Consider the following 17,038-nt stretch of genomic DNA (forward strand, 5'->3'; position numbering starts at 1 on the left):
TGGTCACCATTCGCCGTCCAGGTCGTCGTTGGGGATGGTCTCGCCGTCGAGGACCCGTGTGGTGGTGCAGGGCCAGGTGGCGGGCTGCGCGGGCCAGCTGCCGTCGCCTTCCCAGCCGGAGCAGTGTCCGCAGATGTCGCTCGGGCTGAAGTGGCGCGGCTGGTGCAGGGCGCGCAGGGCGGCGAGTTGGTTCTCCAGGGCGACGGCCCAGTCCCGCGCCGACTCCCGCTCGGCGCGGAGCCGGTCGAGTTCGGGTTGGACTGCGGCGAGCATGAACGCGGCGATGCCGGGCCGCACGGTGGAGCTCGGGAGCTCTTCGTGGGCGGCCCTGTTGCGTTCGAACTCCCACTGGGCGACGAGGAGCCTGTCCGCCAGCGTTGCGGTGGCCGTCGCCGTGGACGCGTCGGGGTGGTTGCCGGTGGGGCAGTCGTCGGCGTGGGTGAATGCCCCGGTGTCGGGGTCGCACTCGCCGGTGCACACGCCGAGGTCGCCAGCGCCCGCCTGCGGGCCTGTGGTGGCCTCGGGCGTCTCCGTGCCCGCCGGAGGGGCTGCGGGGCCGTCAGACGCCCGCGTGGGACCCGTGGCGGGGGCGGTGGAGGAGTCGGCGGCTGCCCAACGGCCGGGCACAACCGGCTCCCACGGCCCGTGCGTTACGCGACGGCGAATCACCGGGACCGACTGCCCGTTGACGCGCGGCCGGTCACCGGGCACCAACGTGTCGCCGTCCACCCACCGGAAGAACTCCCACTCGGACGGCGGCGTGGGCGGAAGCTGACCGGGATCCAGCGGCTTCGGGGCCGGTTCGGGGGTACCGCTCGGTGTCAGGGTCATCGGGACGTCTCCCAAGCGGTGATCGCGGTGACCAGGGCGGGGGAACCGTGCCACTGGCCGGGCCGGTGTTTGACCGCCTGACCGGCGGTGGCCAGCTCCCCAGCGGAAGCGGCCACCTGGGCCGGGTTCGCGTACCCGTCGACCGGCAGCACGGCCGGATCACTGTTGGATCCGTCGCGGAGCTTCTTCGCCCACAGCCAGACGGGGCCGCGCTCGGCCTCGCCTTCCTCGCGACCGGGGTGCCACTCCCAGATCAGCAGCAGCCCCTCGGGCCACCGCTCGGCGTCAAGCCCGGACTCCTCCAGGGTGAGGACGGCGTTGAGGATGCAGTGGAGGCCACGGGTGTCGGCGGCCGAGGTCCAGGTGTCACCCACGTCAAGTCCGACGGCGGTGAGCGCATCGGTGACGGCGTCGATGTACGGGTCGTGCGGCAGGGTGCGGTCGTTCATCAGGTCTCCTTCGGCTGGTAGTTGGCGATGTCGGGCAGGTCGTGGATGCGGGGGATGCGGCCGAGGCGGATCGCGAGCTGGGCCAGACGCGTGCGGCGGCGACGGGGTGTGCGGGCCGGGGACGGCCGACGCGGCGTGGGCGGGGCGGTCACGCGGCCATGCCGATCTCGCGCTGCGGTTCGGCATGCCGGTCGATCTCTTCGCCGGTGACGGCCTCGACGAGGGCGCACAGGAGGATCTCGGCGGCGTTCGGGGTGACGGCGTTCCCGTACTGCCGCACCCGCTCCCGCTTCGAGCCGATCACCGTGTAGTCGTCCGCGAACGACATGGCGCGGCCGATCTCCTGCGGCTCCAGCATGCGGAACAGCACGTCGTCGATCGCGGGCTGGCCGTGGACGACGGCATACCGGTCGCGGGTCGTCAGCGCACCCACCGGTGCGGCGGCCGGACGCGAGGTGCCGTTGCCGTAGTACGGGAGCAGCATGTGCTCGGCGACATGCTGCGGGGTGACGAGGCCGTGGTGGTTCCCGGAGGCGGTCACCGTTGCCAGTGACTCGGCGACGGACCGGGCCACGGAGCCACCGCCGCGCAGTTCGGCGATGAACGGCAGCCACGCGAGGCCGGTCTCGTTGCGGGCGGTCTGGGCCCGCAGGGGACGGTGCGCATCGGCGGCGACTTTCCCGTCGCGGCCCTCGACCGGGACCATCAGGGGCGGGATGGCGAGGGCGTCGTTCTCACGGGTGGTGCGGGCCGGCATCGGGTCGAGGATGCTCGTCGCCGAGTTCCTCCACGTCCCGCCGGCGGGGACCATCATCGGCTGCGCGAACCGCTTCAGCCCCTCCTCGATGCGTTTGAGGGTCTTGTCCGCGAGAGGCTTGGCGCGGTCGCCGATGCGCTGCCCGGGGAGAGACCAGTCGATCGCCGCCAGGGCCGGAAGCGCCTCGGGCTCGACCACCGAGTTGCGGCAGGCGGTGTTCGGGCACCGGTACACGTACTGCGAGCGGTAGCGGCCCATGTCCCGGCCCGGGGCCTTCCACGCCTGGATCGCCTGCACCGGCCCGCACGTGTCGCACAGGGCGCGGGGCCGTAGCCACTTGTCCCAGTCGGGGGTGCGGCCCAGGGACTCGTGCCAGTAGCCGACATACAGCCTGTCCCTGGACTGCGGGGCGGCGTGCACGCTGCGCGGGTTGGCGTGCATCGAATTGAGGGCGATGACCCGTGTCTTGTAGCCGAGCTTGTGGATCTCGCCGATCCACCGGTCCCAGTCGGTCCAGGCGCGGACGTCGGTGACGTTCTCCACGATCCCGGCCTTCACGAGGCCACCGCGCTCGATGACGCCGCGCAGGTACAGCGGCACCTCCTCCATCAGGGCACGGGACTCTTCCTCGAGGGTGGGCTCCTCCTCGTCGTCCTGCGCCGCGAGGAGGGAGAACAGGTCGCCCTGCATGGCGTTGTCAAAGGAACGCTTCTTGCCCTTCGCCACGCTCCAATTGGTACATTCCGGACTAGCCCAGAAGATGTCGGTGACGGGCCAGTCCCACACCGGGGCTTTGCGGATGTCGCCCTGGTAGTGGTCGGTGGTGGGGAAATTCGCGGCGTGCGACTCGATCGCGCGGGCCCAGTGGTTCGCCGCGCGCTCGACCCGGACACCGGGCACGGCGTGCGCACCCTGCGAGCTGCCACCCGCACCACAAAACCAGTCCATAACCGTCAACGCGTCGTTGTCGTTGCGGAACATCAGGCGGCTTCTCCTTCGGCTCGGATCTGGGGTGCGGGCGGGAGTTGGCGGCCGGGCACGAGCGCCCAGGAGCAGGACCAGACGTGGCGGCAGGCGGGGCACCGGTAGGCGGCGGTGAGGGAACCGCCCGTGGCAATCCCCGACGCGGGGCGAGTCGGACCGGCCAGGCAGCGGGGGCAGCAGTCCGCGTAGTGCGGGTTGTGGTCGCTCACGCCGCCGCCTCCACGAGGCGCTGGTATTCGGCATCGGCGGCGGCGATGTCGCGGCATACCCAGTCACAGCGCTGCCCGTTGTAGGGCTGCCGCACATCGGATCCGGTGCGCTGCCGCTGGATGTCGTGCTCCCGCTGGTGAAGCTGCTCGGGAGTGGTCCAGTCGACATCGCCGGGGGTACGCCCCGGGGTGCGCCCGCAGCCGTTGAACTTCATGCTCGCGAGCCCGGCGACACGGTCGGTGTAGGCGTCGCCGTTGCGCTGGGCGTACAGCCAGCGGGCGAATGTGGGTTCCAGTCGTGCGGCGGGCTGCCGTCCGGAGCCGGGACAGGTGGTCACCCAGTAGCCGGCGCTGTCGCAGACGATCGGGGCGTCCGAGTCGAGCGGCTGGTCGTGCTTGTACAGCCGCCCGTTCTTTCGGATGCGGATCTCGCCCTCGCACGCCGGGCACAGGCCGAGGCTGGGCAGCGGGTGTGTTGCGGTGATGGTGTTCACCAGATGGCTCCTGTCTCGCTGTAGCCGGTGTAGGGATCGGCGTCGATCGGGATGTAGGGGACCCAGGGCCAGTCGGCGCCCTGCTTCACGAACTTGGGCCAGTCGCGTTCATCGCGGGAACCACGCCAGGGGATGACGGACCTGCCGCGGGCGCCGTCGACGTTGGCCGCGGACTTGTCGTCCGTCACCGGGCGCAGGCCGAAGCCGAACTCAGGCCAGCGCATCCACAGCGACGAGCCGAGGGGGCGCAGGGAGCGGGGTCCGATGTTGCCGCCGTGGGGGCTGTGGGCCTCCATCAGGACGGCACAGTTCGCGGTCGCCCTCGCCTCGTCGATAACGACGGACACCTTGCGGGCCAGTTCCTCGGAGTTGGGGTCGCCCGCGTGGAGCCGGTAGACGGGGCCGATGACGAGGACCTCGGGCTTGATGCGCTCGACGTTGCGCATGACCCACGCCCGGTCTTGGGCCCTCGTCAGGTCGACGCCCTTGGGTCGGCACTCGATGTGGAACATGCCGCGGTACAGCCCGCGCTTTGCCCGCTGGGCGGCGTTGAGAAGCGGCCGGTACTTGCGGCGGGATGCCGGTTTGCCGTTCTCGCAGTCGAGGACGAGGACGCTCACCGGGTCGGGCCGAGTGTTCGGGTCGAAGGGGTGGATGCCGGCGCCCATCTGGACGGCCATCTGCCGAAGCAGGGTGGACTTGCCGCCGCCTTCTGCCGCCGTGAGGATCAGCCGGTCGCCGCGTTCGATGAGGCCGTCGACGAGCCAGTCGTAGGTGTCTTCGTGCTGGACGAAGTCGAGGAGGTCTTCGACGGGGAGGTCCTCGCCGGCGCGGCCTCGGTCGCGGATGTCGCGGGCCATGGCGACGGCCTGCTCGACGAGGTCGAAGGTGTCGCCGTCGGTGCTGTAGCCCATCTGGACGAGTCGGGTGCCGAGCTCGACGAGGGCGCGGCGCAGCGCCCGGTCGGTGATGATCTCGGCGTAGTACTCGGCGTTGGCGGCGGTGGGCACGGCCTGGACGAGGCTCTGGATGTAGCCGGGGCCGCCGACGTGGGTGATGTCGCCGCTGTCGGCGAGGTACTTGCAGAGGGTGATGGGGTCAACGGCCAGTTTGTCGGCGTGCATCTTTCCGATGGCGGCGAGGATGGTGCCGTGTGCGGGCCGGTACATGGCGGCGGGGTCGAGAGTGTCGAGGACTGCCTTGCAGGCGCGGGCGGAGAGCATGCAGGCGCCGAGGACGCTCATTTCGGCGTCGATGTCGTTGGGCGGGATCCGCTCGAAGCCGGCTACGGGGGCGGGCTGCGCGGGCTCGTCGTCCCAGTGGATGTCGGTGGGGCGGGTGTCGAGGTCGGTCATCAGAAGATTCCTCGTTCTTCAGGGCTCTGGTAGGCGCCGACTGCGCGCAGATGCGGGGCGGGCTTACGCGCAGCTGTGCCTTCGGGCGGCTTGGGCGGGAGTTCCTTCCAGCCGGGCAGGAAGTACTTGGCGGATGCGATCGGGCGCTGGCTGTTGCCGGAGGCCCGGAGGGCGTAATCGACCATGGCGTCGACGCCGCAGCGATGAATGATCGCGATGATCGGGAACCAGCCGTTGCCTTCCCACGGCCATCGGACGTTGACGCCGCTAGCGGTCATGGTGTGGACGAGAGGCAGGACATCGGCCGGGTAGCGATCGCCGTCGGGCCCGTCGCCCCTAGCTAGCTGGCTGGGTGTAGTTGGGTAGTGGGGGTCAGAATCCGGCCCACTAGCACCCGCTAGAGGGTCAGAATCCGGCCCACTAGGGTTTTTCTCTTGATCTCGTAGAGGGGCAGATTCTGACCCTCCTTGATCTCGTAGAGGGTCAGAATCCGGCCCTCTAGGTTCCGTACCTTGATCTCGTAGAGGGTCAGATTCTGACCCTCTAGCGGCGCGGGGGCGCATGTATCCGACGGCCTTCGACAGCCGGTACAGGGCTGCGCGCGTCCCCTTCCCCGGCTCAACGATCTCCAGTTCGCCGCTCTTCACTGCCACCCGGACGGCCAACTTCACGCTCGACCGCGGAGCGTTCAGGGCCCCCTCAAAGTCCATGTAGCTGAGCCGTGCTTCGGCTGCCTGAGTGCGCACCTGGTCGGCCACGAAGAGCAGCGCGATCCGGGTGTTCCCCTTTGACTGGGAGTGGTTCCACACCCAGTCCATGGCGTCCAAGGTCACGGCGTTTCCTCCGGGTCTGACGGCGGTTCGGCTATGCGGCGGCGGGTGCGGCGGTGCGGGTGGGGTCGAGCTGGGCCCGTTCGCGGGGTCCGTGGCCGCCTGCGATGCCGTGTCGTGCGCTTCCGGGCCGCCCGGCTTCGATGCGCAGCGCGTGGGCGAGGCACTGGGTGCGGACGGGGCACCGGTCGCGGCAGATTTCTTTGGCTTCTTCGGCGTCGGCTTTCCACGGGCCGCTGGTGTCGGCGGGCTGCCACAGGTCGGGGTCGTCGGCGCAGACGGCGCGGGCTGTCCAGTCGTAGAGGCTCATCACGCCGCCGCCCGCGTGCGGTGCCACTGGGTGATGTGTTCGTTGTTCGCCCGCTTGCACGCGAGGCAGGGGGTTTCGCCGCGGGCTCGGTGCCGTCGGTAGGCAGCCCTGGTGCCGCAGGGCCGTAGCTGTCGTACCTCTGCTTCCTTGCCGGGGGTGCGGGGCTTGAGGGGGGCGCGCTTCCACCGGTTGACCTGGCGCTGTTCGATACGCAGCGCGGCGGCGATCTTCAGTTCGGAGAGGCCAGCGTTGGCGAGGGCGAGGACTGCGGCATGCCGCTCGTCGACGGTGAGGAGTTGCGGGTCGTAGTCGCCGTTGACGGCCCGCTCGACCGCGATCCAGTCGATGCCGGTGTCGTCGCTGTAGGTGTCGGTGCCGGGGGCGATCTGTTGGAAGGCGGCGCCGAGGGGTTTCGAGGCGGTGAGAGAGCGGGCTACGTAGCGGGTCATCACTGGTTCTCCTTCCGGGTGTTGCGGCGGGTTGCGGCGGGGCGCCGGTAGATGGCTTCGAGTTCGGCGAGTTGGATGGCGCGTTGGTCGGGTGTGGTGGCGGCTTGGTGTCGGATGTGCCGGTCGTGGAGGACGGCAGCGGTACGGCGGAGGAGGGCGAGGAGCGCGGTCATGCGGCGGCCCTGCCTTCGCGTGCGGCGCGGGTGCCGATCCAGCGGCGGACTCCGGATTTGTCGCGGGTGAGGCCGAAGCCGTTGGTGCGGATGAGTCCGTCGTGGTGGAGGCGGGCCATGAGTCGGCCCCAGTCGTGGTCGCGGTCGGGCGGGTCGGGCAGGTTGTGGTCGCGGGCTATCTGCCAGCAGAGGAAGCTGCGGCCCGAGGCGGCGGCGTCTTCGAAGACGGGGCGGACTTCGTTGATCCACGTTTCGTAGTCCTCGACGCGGCGCCGGGCCTTGCTGACGCTGGCGGCGGGGATGGTGCCGTCCAGGGCGGGCTGCACGATGTCCGTGGCGGCCAGGCGCTCGGCCGGGGTGAGGCGGCGGGTCATCGCGATGCCTCCTGGTCGAGTACGCGGGTGCAGCGGCGGCAGGTGACGTCGGTGTCCTCGTCGAGCCAGTGGTTGTCGGCGAGGACGTCGATGAAGTGGCCGCAGGCGGTCTCGACGCCGCCGGGGATGGCGAGGTAGTGGACGGCGTGGACGATGCGTCCGCCGTACAGGCGAACCCGCAGCGGATGCGCGGTCGTCGGCATGTCGTGGTCTCCTTGGGACTGTGGGCCGCCCCGCCTGTTAGCGGCGGGCGGGGCGGCCCGAGGCGGTTACTGGTTCTTGAGGGCGGTGCCGCGTGCCTTGATCAGCTCGCCCAGCGAGGTGGGCTCGTCGCCGTCGAGGTGCGGGGTAGCCAGGAGCCCGCGGGCCTCAACCTCGCCGTACAGGGCGAGCAGCCCTTCGTAGGTGGCGTCCTTCGCGGTGGCCCGCTTGATGTACTCGGCGGGGTCCACGGCCGCAGCGCCGTCGTTGAGCCACGCGAGCAGTTCCTTCGCCAACTGGCCGCCGTCGGGCTTCTCCAGCACGCGGTTGTGGAGGGCGGGGCAGCGGGACTTGATGACGGTGAGGGTGTTGTTGATGTCCATCTGGCCGACGACGTCGAACTCGTACTCGATGCCTTTGCGCTGCTCGGCGCGGGTACCGACTCGCTTCGGCTCCAGCACGCCCTGCTGGTTGCGTTCCAGTGACCACTCGGTGTGGGAGCGCATGGTGGCGATGACATGCCCGGGGTACGAGAGGAGGGCGTCGACCATCTCGTTCTGCATCGGCGTGCCTTCCTTCCAGCCGCCGAAGCTGTTGCCGCCGTAGCGGGCCTTGGCCTTGTCGACCTGGTCGAGGGTGCCGTCGGCGCCCTTCCAGTAGTGGGTGAGGGAGTCGATGAGGACGGTGCCGTAGCCGGCCTGGGCTGCGGCGGCGAGCGCCTTGACGAGGTCGCGGGGGTCGTACTTGGACATCTGGAGGACGTCGAAGTGGATGCCACGCTGGCCGACGTACTTGGAGGCGGCGCCTCGCTCGGTGTCGATGACGGCGAGCTTCTCTCCCAGCCCGTGCGCGAGAGCGAGGGATGTCCAGGTCTTGCCGGAGCCGGAGATGCCGTGGATCGCAACGCGGGCCTTGATCTGCTCCTTGGTGGCCGGGCGGAAGGTGAACCCGCCGTCGGCGAAGTCGTCGCCCTGCGGTCCGCGGGCGCGGTGCTTGGGCTGCGAGAGGGTCATTTCACGTACTCCTCAAGGTCGTTCTTCTCGGCGTAGGCGGGCAGGGGGACGGTCCAGATCTGCTGGTCGTAGGCGGGCCAGTTACCGGTGCGCTGGCACTCGCGGTAGATGTGCCGGGCCCGCCGGTTGCGTGCTTCGCCGATGAGGCAGGAGGTGACGTCGGGCTCGACGACGGTGATGAGGTAGGGCGGGGTCTTGGCGATGAACACGAACCGGAATTCGGGCTCTTCACCCCAGATGGCGCGGTGGCCATCGACGTACCAGCAGCGCTGCTGGTGGTAGCCCCATTTGTGGATCGACTTGATGACCGCTTCGAGGCTGACGTCGGTCGTGGTCTTCAGGTCGACGATTTCGCCGGGGCGGACGTAGTCGAGGCGGGCCCGGCACCAGATGCCGGTCTCCTCGTCGCGCCACAGGTAGGTCTGCTCGGCTTCGCCGCCGGTGAGGAGTTCACCGGCTTGGGGGTGGGCGATGAGCGCGGCGGCCATGTCCTGGGCTTGCTGCATTTCGGCGGGCAGGAGTGGTATGGCGCCCTGTGCGCGGGCCTGCTCGGCTGCCTCCTGGGCGGCCTTGGTCTTGTAGCTGTCGGCGTCGATGCGGACGAGTCCGGGACCGTCACCGAGGGCCAGCGTGTGGAGGGCGGTGCCGAATTCGAGGTGCCGCTTGGGTGCGGTCTGCTGGTGGCCCTGCTCGTACCGGTACAGGGCGGGGCAGCCAGGCGGGAGGAGCTTGCGGGCGCCGGTGGAGGAGAGGCTGCCGCCGGGGACCGGGTCGGCGTGGTAGTCGTCGGCGGTGATGTCGTACACGCCGGGCACCACCTCGGCGACCTCCGGAGCCGCGGTCACGCTGCTTCCTTGCGCGGTTCAAGGGCGGCGTGTGCGATGGCGTCGTACACGTCCCTGGCCCAGCGGGCGTCCCCGAGCGCGGTGTGCGCCACGCTGTCACCCGGCGGCTCGACACCGACGGCACGGGACAGGCCGCGGGAGGAGTAGGGCACCGCCGGTACCGCTTCACTCTCGGGGTATTGCGTGGCGTCAATCGCGCCGTGGACGTAGCCAGCGGCGAGGGTCGCGATGTCGACGGTTCGGTAGTGCCAGGGCGCGGCCCCGAGGAACGCCTGAAGGAAGGCTGCATCGAACGCCGGGTTGGAGCCGATCAGCACGGCTCCCGTGACGACCGTCCTGACGTCGGCGTCAAGCTGTCCGAGGGACAGGCCATGCGGCTGCTCGCATGCGTGGCTGAGGCTCGCGGCGTATTGCACGTCCGGAACCGCGAGGCGTTCGGCGTAGCGGTTGATGCGTAGCGCTTCGGGGTCGGCGTCTTCGAGTTGGTGGTCAGTGAGCCGCCTCTGCCACAGGTGTTCGGTCTCGGTGCCGTCCGTCTCGCGGCGGATGACGGCGATCTCCCACACCTCGTGGCGTGCTGGGTCAAGACCTGTGGTTTCCGTGTCGACGAAGGCGAGGGGGATTGGTCGAGCGCTCACTGCGTCTCCTTTCTGGGTGTGGTGTGCCGGGGCCGCCGCTCGGCGTCCCTGCGGGGTGGTGTTGGTGGCCCGCCCCGGGGCCCGGTGTCATGCGCGGGGGCGGGCCCGTCTCAGGCGGCGCGCCAGCGGCCGGTGTCGGCCCAGTGGTCGCCTGCGGGGATGGGTGCGGTCGCTTCGTCGGCGGGTCCGTCGATGGGCCGCACCCAGGCGGCGACGTCGACCGAGCCGGCGGTGGCGAGCTTCGCGCGGAGCTGGTGGTTCTCGGCGATCTCCGCCGCGAGCTGCTCGGTGAGCGTGGCGACTGTGGCTTCGGCGTAGCGCCGGTCTTCCCGCGCGCCGGACAGGTCGATGGCGGCCTCGTCGAGCTGCCGGGTGAGGGTGTTGATGTCGGTGGCGGCGGCGACGAGTTGGCAGACGAGCTGGTCGTTTTCCCTCTCCAGGCGGCGCCTGTTGCGAAGCCGGGCCCGGGGCGCGAGGCGGTGTGCGGCCATCAGGCGGTCTCCCCTTCGGGTAGGTGGATGGTGGTGGTGCGGGGCAGTGCGCGTGTCGGCCGGCTGACGCCGTAGAGGCGTGTGTGCTGGTGGGATCGCTGTTCGTCTTCGACGGCCTGCCGGGCGCTGGTGACGTCGTCTTCGAGGTCGGCGATGCGCTGCTGGAGGCGGGCGATCTCGGCGATCGTGGCGAGGGCCAGGAGCAGGGCGAACGCGTAGCAGTCAGCGGCACTCATGAGCCGCACCGCCGTTCGCGAGACGGAGCAGGACCGCTGCGTGGCAGTGGTCGGGCTCGCCGGGCTCGGGCAGCGGACACCAGCACATGAGGTCCCGGCCTGCCAGCTCGCGGCGAGCGCGGTCGACCAGCTTCGGCCGCTCGTCCAGCCAGCCCCGGAAGAGGAGGACCGCTTCGCCGCGGGCGTCGCGCTCGTGGTCGAACGTGGCCCAGGGGCCGAGGCTGTCGATCGGGTCGGGGATGCCGTAGAGGCCGTCGGCCTGGCGAACGACCGCGTAGGGGTTGCCCCAGACCGTGCCGCGCCCGACATAGACGGCGCCGTCGGGGGCGCGCCATCCACGAGTACGGCGGCGTTGGATGCGGGTCGGGGTGCTCATGCGGCCACCGCCCCGGTCGCGGGGTGGGGTCCGCCGTTCCACACGGCCGAGATGGCGGCGTCGTAGGCGTCCCAGGTGCGGCTGCTCCACGAGTCCTCTGGGCCGAATGTGAGGTGCCAGGTCTCGTCGACTTCGGCGAGTTCGTACTGGATGCGGTCGGCGGGCGGCAGACCGAAGAGGGTGATGGCGTCGAGCGTCGTCACGACCGCTCACCCGCCTCGGCCAGCGCAGCGCGGCCCTCTCGGATCGCGGTCGGCGCGTCAGGCCAGCAAAAGAGCCGGTCCACGCTCAGCGCGCTGATTACCTCTTGCCAGCCCTCCCGGGTCCAGGCACGGCCGCCGCCGTACTGGGGCTCCGACACCGCCCAGCCGGCTCCGAAGCCCGGCCCCTGGCGGCGAACGCGCAGTTCCTTACCTCCCAGGTCGGGCAGCAGCACGCGATACTCAGTGGCGTCGGCGACCAGTGCGCGGAGGGTGTCCAGCTCGGCGCGCAGACGCTCAACCTCGCGGGTGAGGTGCTGTTCTGAGGCGTAGTAGGCGTCCCGCGCGGCCTCCCACTCGGCGTTGTCGGCACGCAGCCGGGCCACTTCGGCGGCCAGCGCGGGCACATCCTGGCGGGCGTGGGCGGTGAACTCGGCATCGGCCTGGACCTGGTCCCAGTCCTCCTCGGCTGTCCACTCCCTGTGCGCCGGATCGTTGTCGAGGGGCTCCTCCTCGAAGCGGGCGATTCCACGGCGGGCCGTGTATCCGCAGCCCGTCTCCTTCAGGTCGGCAGCGATTTCGACGAGACCTCCGCCGAACTCGTAGGCGCCCCAAGGGCCGGGCGTCGCAGCCTCAGCACGATCGCGGATCTCGGCAAGCTGCTCGGGTGTCATGGGTGTCTCGTTCATGCGGCACCTCCGGGGGTCCATCCGGGGTAGTCGTCGGCGGTGTGGCAGGCCTCGGGGTGTTCGACGGCGAGCCGCGCGAACACGGTGTCGGCCGGGTCGAGGAGGTGCTGCTGTTCGGCGAGGAGCCCGGCGGCTGCGACCCGCTCGGCGGAGAAGCCGGTGAGGAGCGACAGGCTGTGCTCCAAGCCGCGCCGCTCGTGCACGTTCCGCGTTGAGGCCCCAGGCCCGGTCGTCATGTAGACCTCCAGGGCCGTGACTGCGGCGGTGACCTCCGCGACCGGACGCCCCAGTTCCAAGGCGTCAGCGAGGCCGCGTAGATCCTCGACGGACAGCGCCCGGTACTGGCGGAGCAGGAAGGTCAGCGCTGTGCCCACGCCCTGGCAGTGCTCCCGCCAGTCCCAGAAGACCTCTCGGCTGTACTTCCTCCGGTACTCGCGGATCAGGTCGAGGCTGTAGCCGTCGGGCCCGTAGGCCAGGGGCCATCCGATGCGCCTGATGCTGTCGCTGTCGTGGGCCTCGCCGGGAGTCCAGATGCGCAGCTGTGCCTCGCGCTCCTCCACGGCGTCGGCGGCGAGCCGCAGGGTCTGCGCCAGGGAGGGGGCAGTGAGGGCGCCGTCGGTGTCGTGGCTGCCGGACTCGGGTGCGGGGATCGTGAGGGCCATCACCGGTCACCTCCGAGGCGCTGCGGCACCGTGGCGAGCTGCTTGTCGGCCCAGGCGATGTCAGCGAGCACGTCCTCGCGGGTCGCCGTGTCGAGCAGCAGCGTCAGATTGCGCTCCGCGTCGGCGCGGGCCAGAACCGCGTCACGCACGGCCGGGGGGAACTGGCGGGCCTTGAAGTCGGCGACCGCATCCGGGATCGGGGTCGGCGTCGTCATCGCGCACCGCCCTCGGCGTTGATGAGGCGGGCGATGGTCAGGGCGTGATCACCGCTGAGGTCGACGGCATACTCGTCAGTGCCGTGCTCGGCAATACGCGCTTCGGTGATGTCGGCCTCAAGGTTCAGCCACTCCGCCAGGGCGGCACCGACGGCGGGTTGCATGAGGGCGATGTACTCGGCGTTCCACGGTTCGCGGATGCCGCCATAGCCGGAGCGGATGCTGCCCGAGGCGACGACTTCCGACTCGACGGAGCCAGCCGGATGCGCGTAAGAGTAGACGGCGCTGAGGCCCGGGGAGTCTGGCGACCAGACCGGCCGGGAGTGCCACGGGCTGTCGGTCGCGTGCTTGACGTGCTTGCGCAGCTTGGCGACAGCCGCGCGGATCTCGGCTACCGGGCTGGTCTGCTGCTTGTCGGGTTCGGTGGGTGAGATCATGTGACGCACGGGGCGCCCCTTTCACTACGGGTGGGTGTTTCCGAGGCCCCGGCTGCCGGTGTGTGGAAGCCCGGCGGTTGGGGCCGTTTGCCGCGCTAGGCGGCGCGGGCAGCTGGCCGTGGCTTGCTGCGGAAGCGGGCCGGCTGCCGGTTCATGGCGCGGATCTCCGCACGGTCCTGGCGGCTGAACTGGAGGCTCTTGCCAAGGCGGTGGTGGGGGAAGCCGCGGTGGTTGGCGCCGTCGCGCAACCATCGTTCGCTGCACTTCAGGTCCTTAGCGGCGGCGGCGGGCTCCATGAAGTCGTCGTGCTCGACGGTGGGGGACGTCTTCGGGGCGGACATGATCACCTCTCTTCACCCTCCTCTCCTACGAGGAGTCGGTTATCGGTCACGTTCAGTGACCGACGTAATGCGTGGTATGTGGCCGGTCTCATGCGGGCGCGGACCCCGGTTTCCAGGCGACTCAGGTAGCTGGCGGTTATCCCGGTGGCGTCGGCAGCTTCTTGCAGGCCGAAGCCCTGATCCATACGTGCGGCGCGGAGGGCCGACCCGTTCACCTGGAAGGTGGCTGGGGGTCTTTCCATGACGAGAATCTAGCCGTTTCTGGTAGGTGTATCTAGTAGTACCTAGCGGTAACTTGCCGTTTCTCGCAATTCCTAGCCGTCATCCGCACCTGAGTACCTGTCAGCTTCTGGCCAAAGCTCTGAGTTCCTAGCCCTACCTGGCACTTCCTGGGAGGATGAGCGCATGCCCTCCCACAGCCAGGCGGCAGACCTGAAGCGGCTCGCTGACCTCGTCATTCAGCGCCGCACCCAGCTCGGCCAGACGAAGGTCGCCGTCGCCCGCACCGCAGGCATCACGATCACCACCTACAGCCAGGTGGAAGCTGGACAGTCCGTGCGCGACAGCACCTACGGAAAGCTGGAGCCCGCCCTCGGCTGGGCCAGCGGGTCCTGTCGTGAAGTCCTACGCGGAGACGACCCGGTCCTTACCGCGCCCGGGGAGAACGGCGCCATCGTGTCGCCCCTCACCGCCGAAGATCTTCAAGGAGCGGTGGAGCAGGCGGTACAGAACGCCGCCATCGCCACCACAGACCTTCCTGCGAGTGAAATCCGCAAGGTGAAGCAGCGGGTAATCGAAGAGCTACGCCGAGCAGGCAAGTTGCCCAAAACTGATCGCGATTGACCACTTCTGTCGTACAACCCCTCTTGCACTCCAGATTATTAGCGAATCCACTACATCTGCCGTATCAAACCCGGTCACACGGCTCGTACAACATGGCACTATCTAGAGTCACTTGGGAGGTTCCCTCCGAGTCTGAGAAGGGGGAGCCATATGCACGAAATGATCATCGCTGACCTGGGTCCCGAGTTCTACGGGTTCCACGGCCAGATAGATGGCAAGATCGTGTGTGTAGCGACACCGGCGGTCGAGCACGACACCAAAGCACGCGGCATCGTGCGAGGCCTAGTACGGAGTCAAGGAGGAGACTGCGCCTCATGCAAGGGCTGCCTCATCGGGCAGCACGAGTAGCGCAGCGAGCGGGATGCGCGGCGGACAGGGGTGCTCCGCCGCAGTCCGCTGGCCCAAGGGGACACATATGCCGTACATCGAGTGGCGCGGCGGCAGCTGCCGAGTGAAATGGTGGGCGGGCGGATACCTGCCCAGCGGCAAGAAGAAGTACGAGTCCGCCAGCGGTCCAGCGCCCGGCGTCCCCTTCCAGGATGAGACCGCGGCGTACAACTACGGGCTCGACCGTGAGCACGACGTGCGACACGGCAAGCACATCAGCCGCAGCGACCGGACCACCCCCATGGAGTCCTACTGCTGGACGTGGCTCGCCGCCCAAGACCTGCGCCCCGAATCCGTGCGCCGCTACACCTCGATTCTCACCAACTGGATCGTGCCCTACTGGCGGAGCCACGGGGTCGGCGAAATCACTTCCCTTGAGTACGACGCATGGAAGAAGTACATCCAGGGCAAGGTCGGGGCCTCCCACGCTATCGGCATCCTGAGCGTTTTCAGCATGCTCATGGAAGACGCCGTCCTCGAGGGGATGCGCAGCAGCTCCCCTGTCGTCAAGCGCCGTCGCCGCGGCCGGTACGTCAAGAAGGCACGGGAGAAGAAGCATCCCCTGGACGTGGAGACCGTGTATCGGCTCGCGGTCAACGCGCACACGGTGTGGGGCTACACGGGGTGGACGTACATCTGGACGATGGCGTTCACGGGGATGCGGACCGGGGAGATGTGGGGTCTGCGGCGAGAGTTCGCGCCGCCCAACTGGCCGGCGTCGGACCCGGATCCGGAGCGGCGAGAGGAGTGCGTCTCCCGTTACACATCCATGCAGGCGATCCGGGTGCAGCACCAGCACCAGTACGTCGAGGGCGTGGCGACGTTCACCGGCCCCAAGTACGAGTCGCACCGCACCCTCGTCGTGCCGCCGTTCCTGGCCGAGATGCTCGGTGCGCTGCTGGCCTCGCACGACAAGGCGGTGGTGTTCCCGTCGATGAGCGGTGGCTATCTGTTGGGTGCCTGCAACTTCGGGGCGACCTACTGGTGGCCGATCAGCAGGGGCGCCTCTGCCCGCGTGGGGCGAAAAGACACCGCGAGGCCGGAAATTCCATCCGTTCCGGCGATGTCCGGCAAAAGGATCTACCTATTGCGGCACGGTCATAAAGAGTGGCTGGAGGACGACGGTCACTTGGAGACCCCGACAGAGGCACGCATGGGACACGAGATCGCTGGCGTGAAGGGCCTGTACGGCAACGTCACGCCCGGTATGGAGTTGCGCATCATCGAGACGCTTCAGGCCCGCTGGGAGAAGCTGCTCACCTCGGGTGTGTGGCTCCCACCGTTTCCCAGTCGTCTCCCATCGCAGGGCTCCTAGGCCGTCCGTGGCATCGGTAGAACTAGGAGCGGTGGATGTCCGTGTGGGCGATTCTCGTGATCATCATGGTCGTGACCTGCGGTGTAGTCTTGGGGGCGGTCCTGCTCAGACAGCGGAGACATGGGGCCGAGGTCGATCCCTCGGAGACGCCGGACGTGATCGAGTACATGACCATGATGATCGGGGTGGTCTACGCGATCGTCCTCGGCCTGGCCATCGCGGGGGTCTGGGAGGCCCGCAGCACCGCCGACGCGGCCGTCTCCCAGGAGGCGCAGGCGTTGCACGAGGTCAGCGAGCGGGTCCGGGTCTATCCCGCCAAGGAGCGCGAGCGGGTCCGGGACGACGTCGACGCATATGTGCGCTATACGGTCAACAAGGAGTGGCCGTACATGGCCGAGCACGGCTCCCTCACCGACAAGGGCAGGCGCATGCTCGGCAAGCTGCGGCAGAACGTGACGTCCTACGAGCCCTCGACCACGCAGCAGGCGCAGTCCTACCAGGCAGCGGTGGACCAGGTCGCCGAGGCGGACACCGCGCGCACGGACCGGGCCGCGAGTGCGGAGCCGACCATGCCGGGCGTCGTGTGGTTCGGGCTCGTCGCCGGTGCCGTGGTTTCGGTGGGGATGCTCTTCGCGCTCCAGATCCAGCGCTCCGGGCGGGAGTTGGTGCTGGCGGGGCTCTTCAGCGCCCTGCTCGCCTTCCTGCTCTTCCTGGTCTGGCACTTCGACACCCCGTTCGCCCACGGCCTGGACGATTCCGGGGGAGCGTTCACCACGCTGTTCCCCAAGGCGGCGGGGTCCTGAGACGGGAGCCCCGAAACTCGGCGTCCAGAGGCCCCGGAGCCTGGAGGATCACCCACCGAAGCGCGCTCTTAGGTCCGAGGAATTCCGCAGATCAGCCCCCGGAAGGGCAACTTCCGGGGGTTGATGGCATG

At 69.3% G+C, this 17,038-nt stretch carries 29 protein-coding genes; 3 read left to right on the forward strand and 26 right to left on the reverse strand.

Annotated elements, in window-relative coordinates; genetic code table 11:
* Positions 1-3: 3 nt before the first annotated feature.
* The 26 genes from OHB04_RS02540 to OHB04_RS41660 form a co-directional block, all read right to left on the reverse strand.
* Positions 4-831 carry a hypothetical protein gene (locus tag OHB04_RS02540; protein ID WP_326806693.1) on the reverse strand — a complete coding sequence of 276 codons (828 nt, stop codon included), beginning with the start codon at positions 829-831 and terminating at the stop codon, positions 4-6.
* A complete protein-coding gene (locus OHB04_RS02545; protein ID WP_326806694.1) occupies positions 828-1,280 on the reverse strand; it encodes a hypothetical protein in 453 nt (150 codons plus the stop codon). The genes OHB04_RS02540 and OHB04_RS02545 overlap by 4 nt, the downstream gene beginning before the upstream one ends.
* A complete protein-coding gene (locus OHB04_RS02550; RefSeq protein ID WP_326806695.1) occupies positions 1,280-1,432 on the reverse strand; it encodes a hypothetical protein in 153 nt (50 codons plus the stop codon). Before OHB04_RS02550 ends, OHB04_RS02545 begins: the two co-directional genes overlap by 1 nt.
* Complete coding sequence (locus tag OHB04_RS02555; RefSeq protein WP_326806696.1) at positions 1,429-3,018, reverse strand: DNA cytosine methyltransferase; 1,590 nt, start codon at positions 3,016-3,018, stop codon at positions 1,429-1,431. Before OHB04_RS02555 ends, OHB04_RS02550 begins: the two co-directional genes overlap by 4 nt.
* Positions 3,018-3,230, reverse strand: coding sequence for a hypothetical protein (locus OHB04_RS02560; RefSeq protein WP_326806697.1), 213 nt, complete (start codon positions 3,228-3,230; stop codon positions 3,018-3,020). The genes OHB04_RS02555 and OHB04_RS02560 overlap by 1 nt, the downstream gene beginning before the upstream one ends.
* On the reverse strand, positions 3,227-3,724 hold the full coding sequence (locus tag OHB04_RS02565; RefSeq protein ID WP_326806698.1) for a hypothetical protein: 498 nt from the start codon (positions 3,722-3,724) through the stop codon (positions 3,227-3,229). The genes OHB04_RS02560 and OHB04_RS02565 overlap by 4 nt, the downstream gene beginning before the upstream one ends.
* Positions 3,721-5,079: a DnaB-like helicase N-terminal domain-containing protein gene (locus OHB04_RS02570; RefSeq protein WP_326806699.1), complete on the reverse strand. Its 1,359-nt coding sequence runs from the start codon at positions 5,077-5,079 to the stop codon at positions 3,721-3,723. The genes OHB04_RS02565 and OHB04_RS02570 overlap by 4 nt, the downstream gene beginning before the upstream one ends.
* On the reverse strand, positions 5,079-5,357 hold the full coding sequence (locus tag OHB04_RS02575; protein WP_326806700.1) for a hypothetical protein: 279 nt from the start codon (positions 5,355-5,357) through the stop codon (positions 5,079-5,081). The genes OHB04_RS02570 and OHB04_RS02575 overlap by 1 nt, the downstream gene beginning before the upstream one ends.
* Before the next feature lie 586 nt (positions 5,358-5,943).
* Positions 5,944-6,246, reverse strand: a complete 303-nt coding sequence (locus OHB04_RS02580) for a WhiB family transcriptional regulator (RefSeq protein WP_326806701.1) — start codon at positions 6,244-6,246, stop codon at positions 5,944-5,946.
* On the reverse strand, positions 6,219-6,668 hold the full coding sequence (locus OHB04_RS02585) for a helix-turn-helix domain-containing protein (protein WP_326806702.1): 450 nt from the start codon (positions 6,666-6,668) through the stop codon (positions 6,219-6,221). Before OHB04_RS02585 ends, OHB04_RS02580 begins: the two co-directional genes overlap by 28 nt.
* A complete protein-coding gene (locus OHB04_RS02590; RefSeq protein WP_326806703.1) occupies positions 6,668-6,841 on the reverse strand; it encodes a hypothetical protein in 174 nt (57 codons plus the stop codon). The genes OHB04_RS02585 and OHB04_RS02590 overlap by 1 nt, the downstream gene beginning before the upstream one ends.
* Complete coding sequence (locus OHB04_RS02595) at positions 6,838-7,215, reverse strand: hypothetical protein (protein ID WP_326806704.1); 378 nt, start codon at positions 7,213-7,215, stop codon at positions 6,838-6,840. Before OHB04_RS02595 ends, OHB04_RS02590 begins: the two co-directional genes overlap by 4 nt.
* On the reverse strand, positions 7,212-7,418 hold the full coding sequence (locus tag OHB04_RS02600) for a hypothetical protein (RefSeq protein WP_326806705.1): 207 nt from the start codon (positions 7,416-7,418) through the stop codon (positions 7,212-7,214). Before OHB04_RS02600 ends, OHB04_RS02595 begins: the two co-directional genes overlap by 4 nt.
* A gap of 66 nt (positions 7,419-7,484) precedes the next feature.
* Positions 7,485-8,429 carry an ATP-binding protein gene (locus OHB04_RS02605; protein ID WP_326806706.1) on the reverse strand — a complete coding sequence of 315 codons (945 nt, stop codon included), beginning with the start codon at positions 8,427-8,429 and terminating at the stop codon, positions 7,485-7,487.
* Complete coding sequence (locus OHB04_RS02610) at positions 8,426-9,274, reverse strand: PD-(D/E)XK nuclease-like domain-containing protein (RefSeq protein WP_326806708.1); 849 nt, start codon at positions 9,272-9,274, stop codon at positions 8,426-8,428. Before OHB04_RS02610 ends, OHB04_RS02605 begins: the two co-directional genes overlap by 4 nt.
* Entirely contained in the window at positions 9,271-9,912 is a 642-nt protein-coding gene (locus OHB04_RS02615) for a 3'-5' exonuclease (protein WP_326806710.1), read from the reverse strand. Before OHB04_RS02615 ends, OHB04_RS02610 begins: the two co-directional genes overlap by 4 nt.
* 110 nt (positions 9,913-10,022) lie before the next feature.
* Positions 10,023-10,403: a hypothetical protein gene (locus OHB04_RS02620; RefSeq protein WP_326806712.1), complete on the reverse strand. Its 381-nt coding sequence runs from the start codon at positions 10,401-10,403 to the stop codon at positions 10,023-10,025.
* Positions 10,403-10,639 (reverse strand): hypothetical protein, encoded by a 237-nt coding sequence (locus OHB04_RS02625; protein ID WP_326806713.1) that lies wholly within the window; start codon positions 10,637-10,639, stop codon positions 10,403-10,405. Before OHB04_RS02625 ends, OHB04_RS02620 begins: the two co-directional genes overlap by 1 nt.
* Positions 10,626-11,015, reverse strand: coding sequence for a DUF4326 domain-containing protein (locus OHB04_RS02630; protein WP_326806714.1), 390 nt, complete (start codon positions 11,013-11,015; stop codon positions 10,626-10,628). Before OHB04_RS02630 ends, OHB04_RS02625 begins: the two co-directional genes overlap by 14 nt.
* Positions 11,012-11,218, reverse strand: coding sequence for a hypothetical protein (locus OHB04_RS02635; protein ID WP_326806715.1), 207 nt, complete (start codon positions 11,216-11,218; stop codon positions 11,012-11,014). Before OHB04_RS02635 ends, OHB04_RS02630 begins: the two co-directional genes overlap by 4 nt.
* On the reverse strand, positions 11,215-11,904 hold the full coding sequence (locus OHB04_RS02640; RefSeq protein ID WP_326806716.1) for a hypothetical protein: 690 nt from the start codon (positions 11,902-11,904) through the stop codon (positions 11,215-11,217). Before OHB04_RS02640 ends, OHB04_RS02635 begins: the two co-directional genes overlap by 4 nt.
* Positions 11,901-12,566, reverse strand: coding sequence for a hypothetical protein (locus OHB04_RS02645; protein ID WP_326806717.1), 666 nt, complete (start codon positions 12,564-12,566; stop codon positions 11,901-11,903). Before OHB04_RS02645 ends, OHB04_RS02640 begins: the two co-directional genes overlap by 4 nt.
* Positions 12,566-12,781 (reverse strand): hypothetical protein, encoded by a 216-nt coding sequence (locus OHB04_RS02650; protein WP_326806718.1) that lies wholly within the window; start codon positions 12,779-12,781, stop codon positions 12,566-12,568. The genes OHB04_RS02645 and OHB04_RS02650 overlap by 1 nt, the downstream gene beginning before the upstream one ends.
* A complete protein-coding gene (locus OHB04_RS02655) occupies positions 12,778-13,227 on the reverse strand; it encodes a hypothetical protein (RefSeq protein ID WP_326806719.1) in 450 nt (149 codons plus the stop codon). Before OHB04_RS02655 ends, OHB04_RS02650 begins: the two co-directional genes overlap by 4 nt.
* 86 nt (positions 13,228-13,313) lie before the next feature.
* The gene (locus OHB04_RS02660; protein ID WP_326806720.1) at positions 13,314-13,559 is read right to left on the reverse strand and encodes a hypothetical protein; all 246 of its coding nucleotides are present in this window, start codon (positions 13,557-13,559) and stop codon (positions 13,314-13,316) included.
* A gap of 2 nt (positions 13,560-13,561) precedes the next feature.
* A complete protein-coding gene (locus OHB04_RS41660) occupies positions 13,562-13,801 on the reverse strand; it encodes a helix-turn-helix domain-containing protein (RefSeq protein WP_442814776.1) in 240 nt (79 codons plus the stop codon).
* Positions 13,802-13,964: 163 nt separating this feature from the next.
* Between OHB04_RS41660 and OHB04_RS02665 the strand changes: the two genes are divergently transcribed.
* From OHB04_RS02665 to OHB04_RS02675, 3 genes are all read left to right on the forward strand, one after another.
* Positions 13,965-14,402: a helix-turn-helix domain-containing protein gene (locus tag OHB04_RS02665; RefSeq protein WP_326806721.1), complete on the forward strand. Its 438-nt coding sequence runs from the start codon at positions 13,965-13,967 to the stop codon at positions 14,400-14,402.
* A gap of 415 nt (positions 14,403-14,817) precedes the next feature.
* Entirely contained in the window at positions 14,818-16,104 is a 1,287-nt protein-coding gene (locus OHB04_RS02670) for an integrase (RefSeq protein WP_326806722.1), read from the forward strand.
* Positions 16,105-16,139: 35 nt separating this feature from the next.
* Positions 16,140-16,907 carry a bestrophin-like domain gene (locus OHB04_RS02675; RefSeq protein ID WP_326806723.1) on the forward strand — a complete coding sequence of 256 codons (768 nt, stop codon included), beginning with the start codon at positions 16,140-16,142 and terminating at the stop codon, positions 16,905-16,907.
* Positions 16,908-17,038: the final 131 nt, after the last annotated feature.

The sequence above is a fragment of the Streptomyces sp. NBC_01775 genome (assembly GCF_035917675.1).
In the GTDB taxonomy this organism is placed as follows: Bacteria; Actinomycetota; Actinomycetes; order Streptomycetales; family Streptomycetaceae; genus Streptomyces.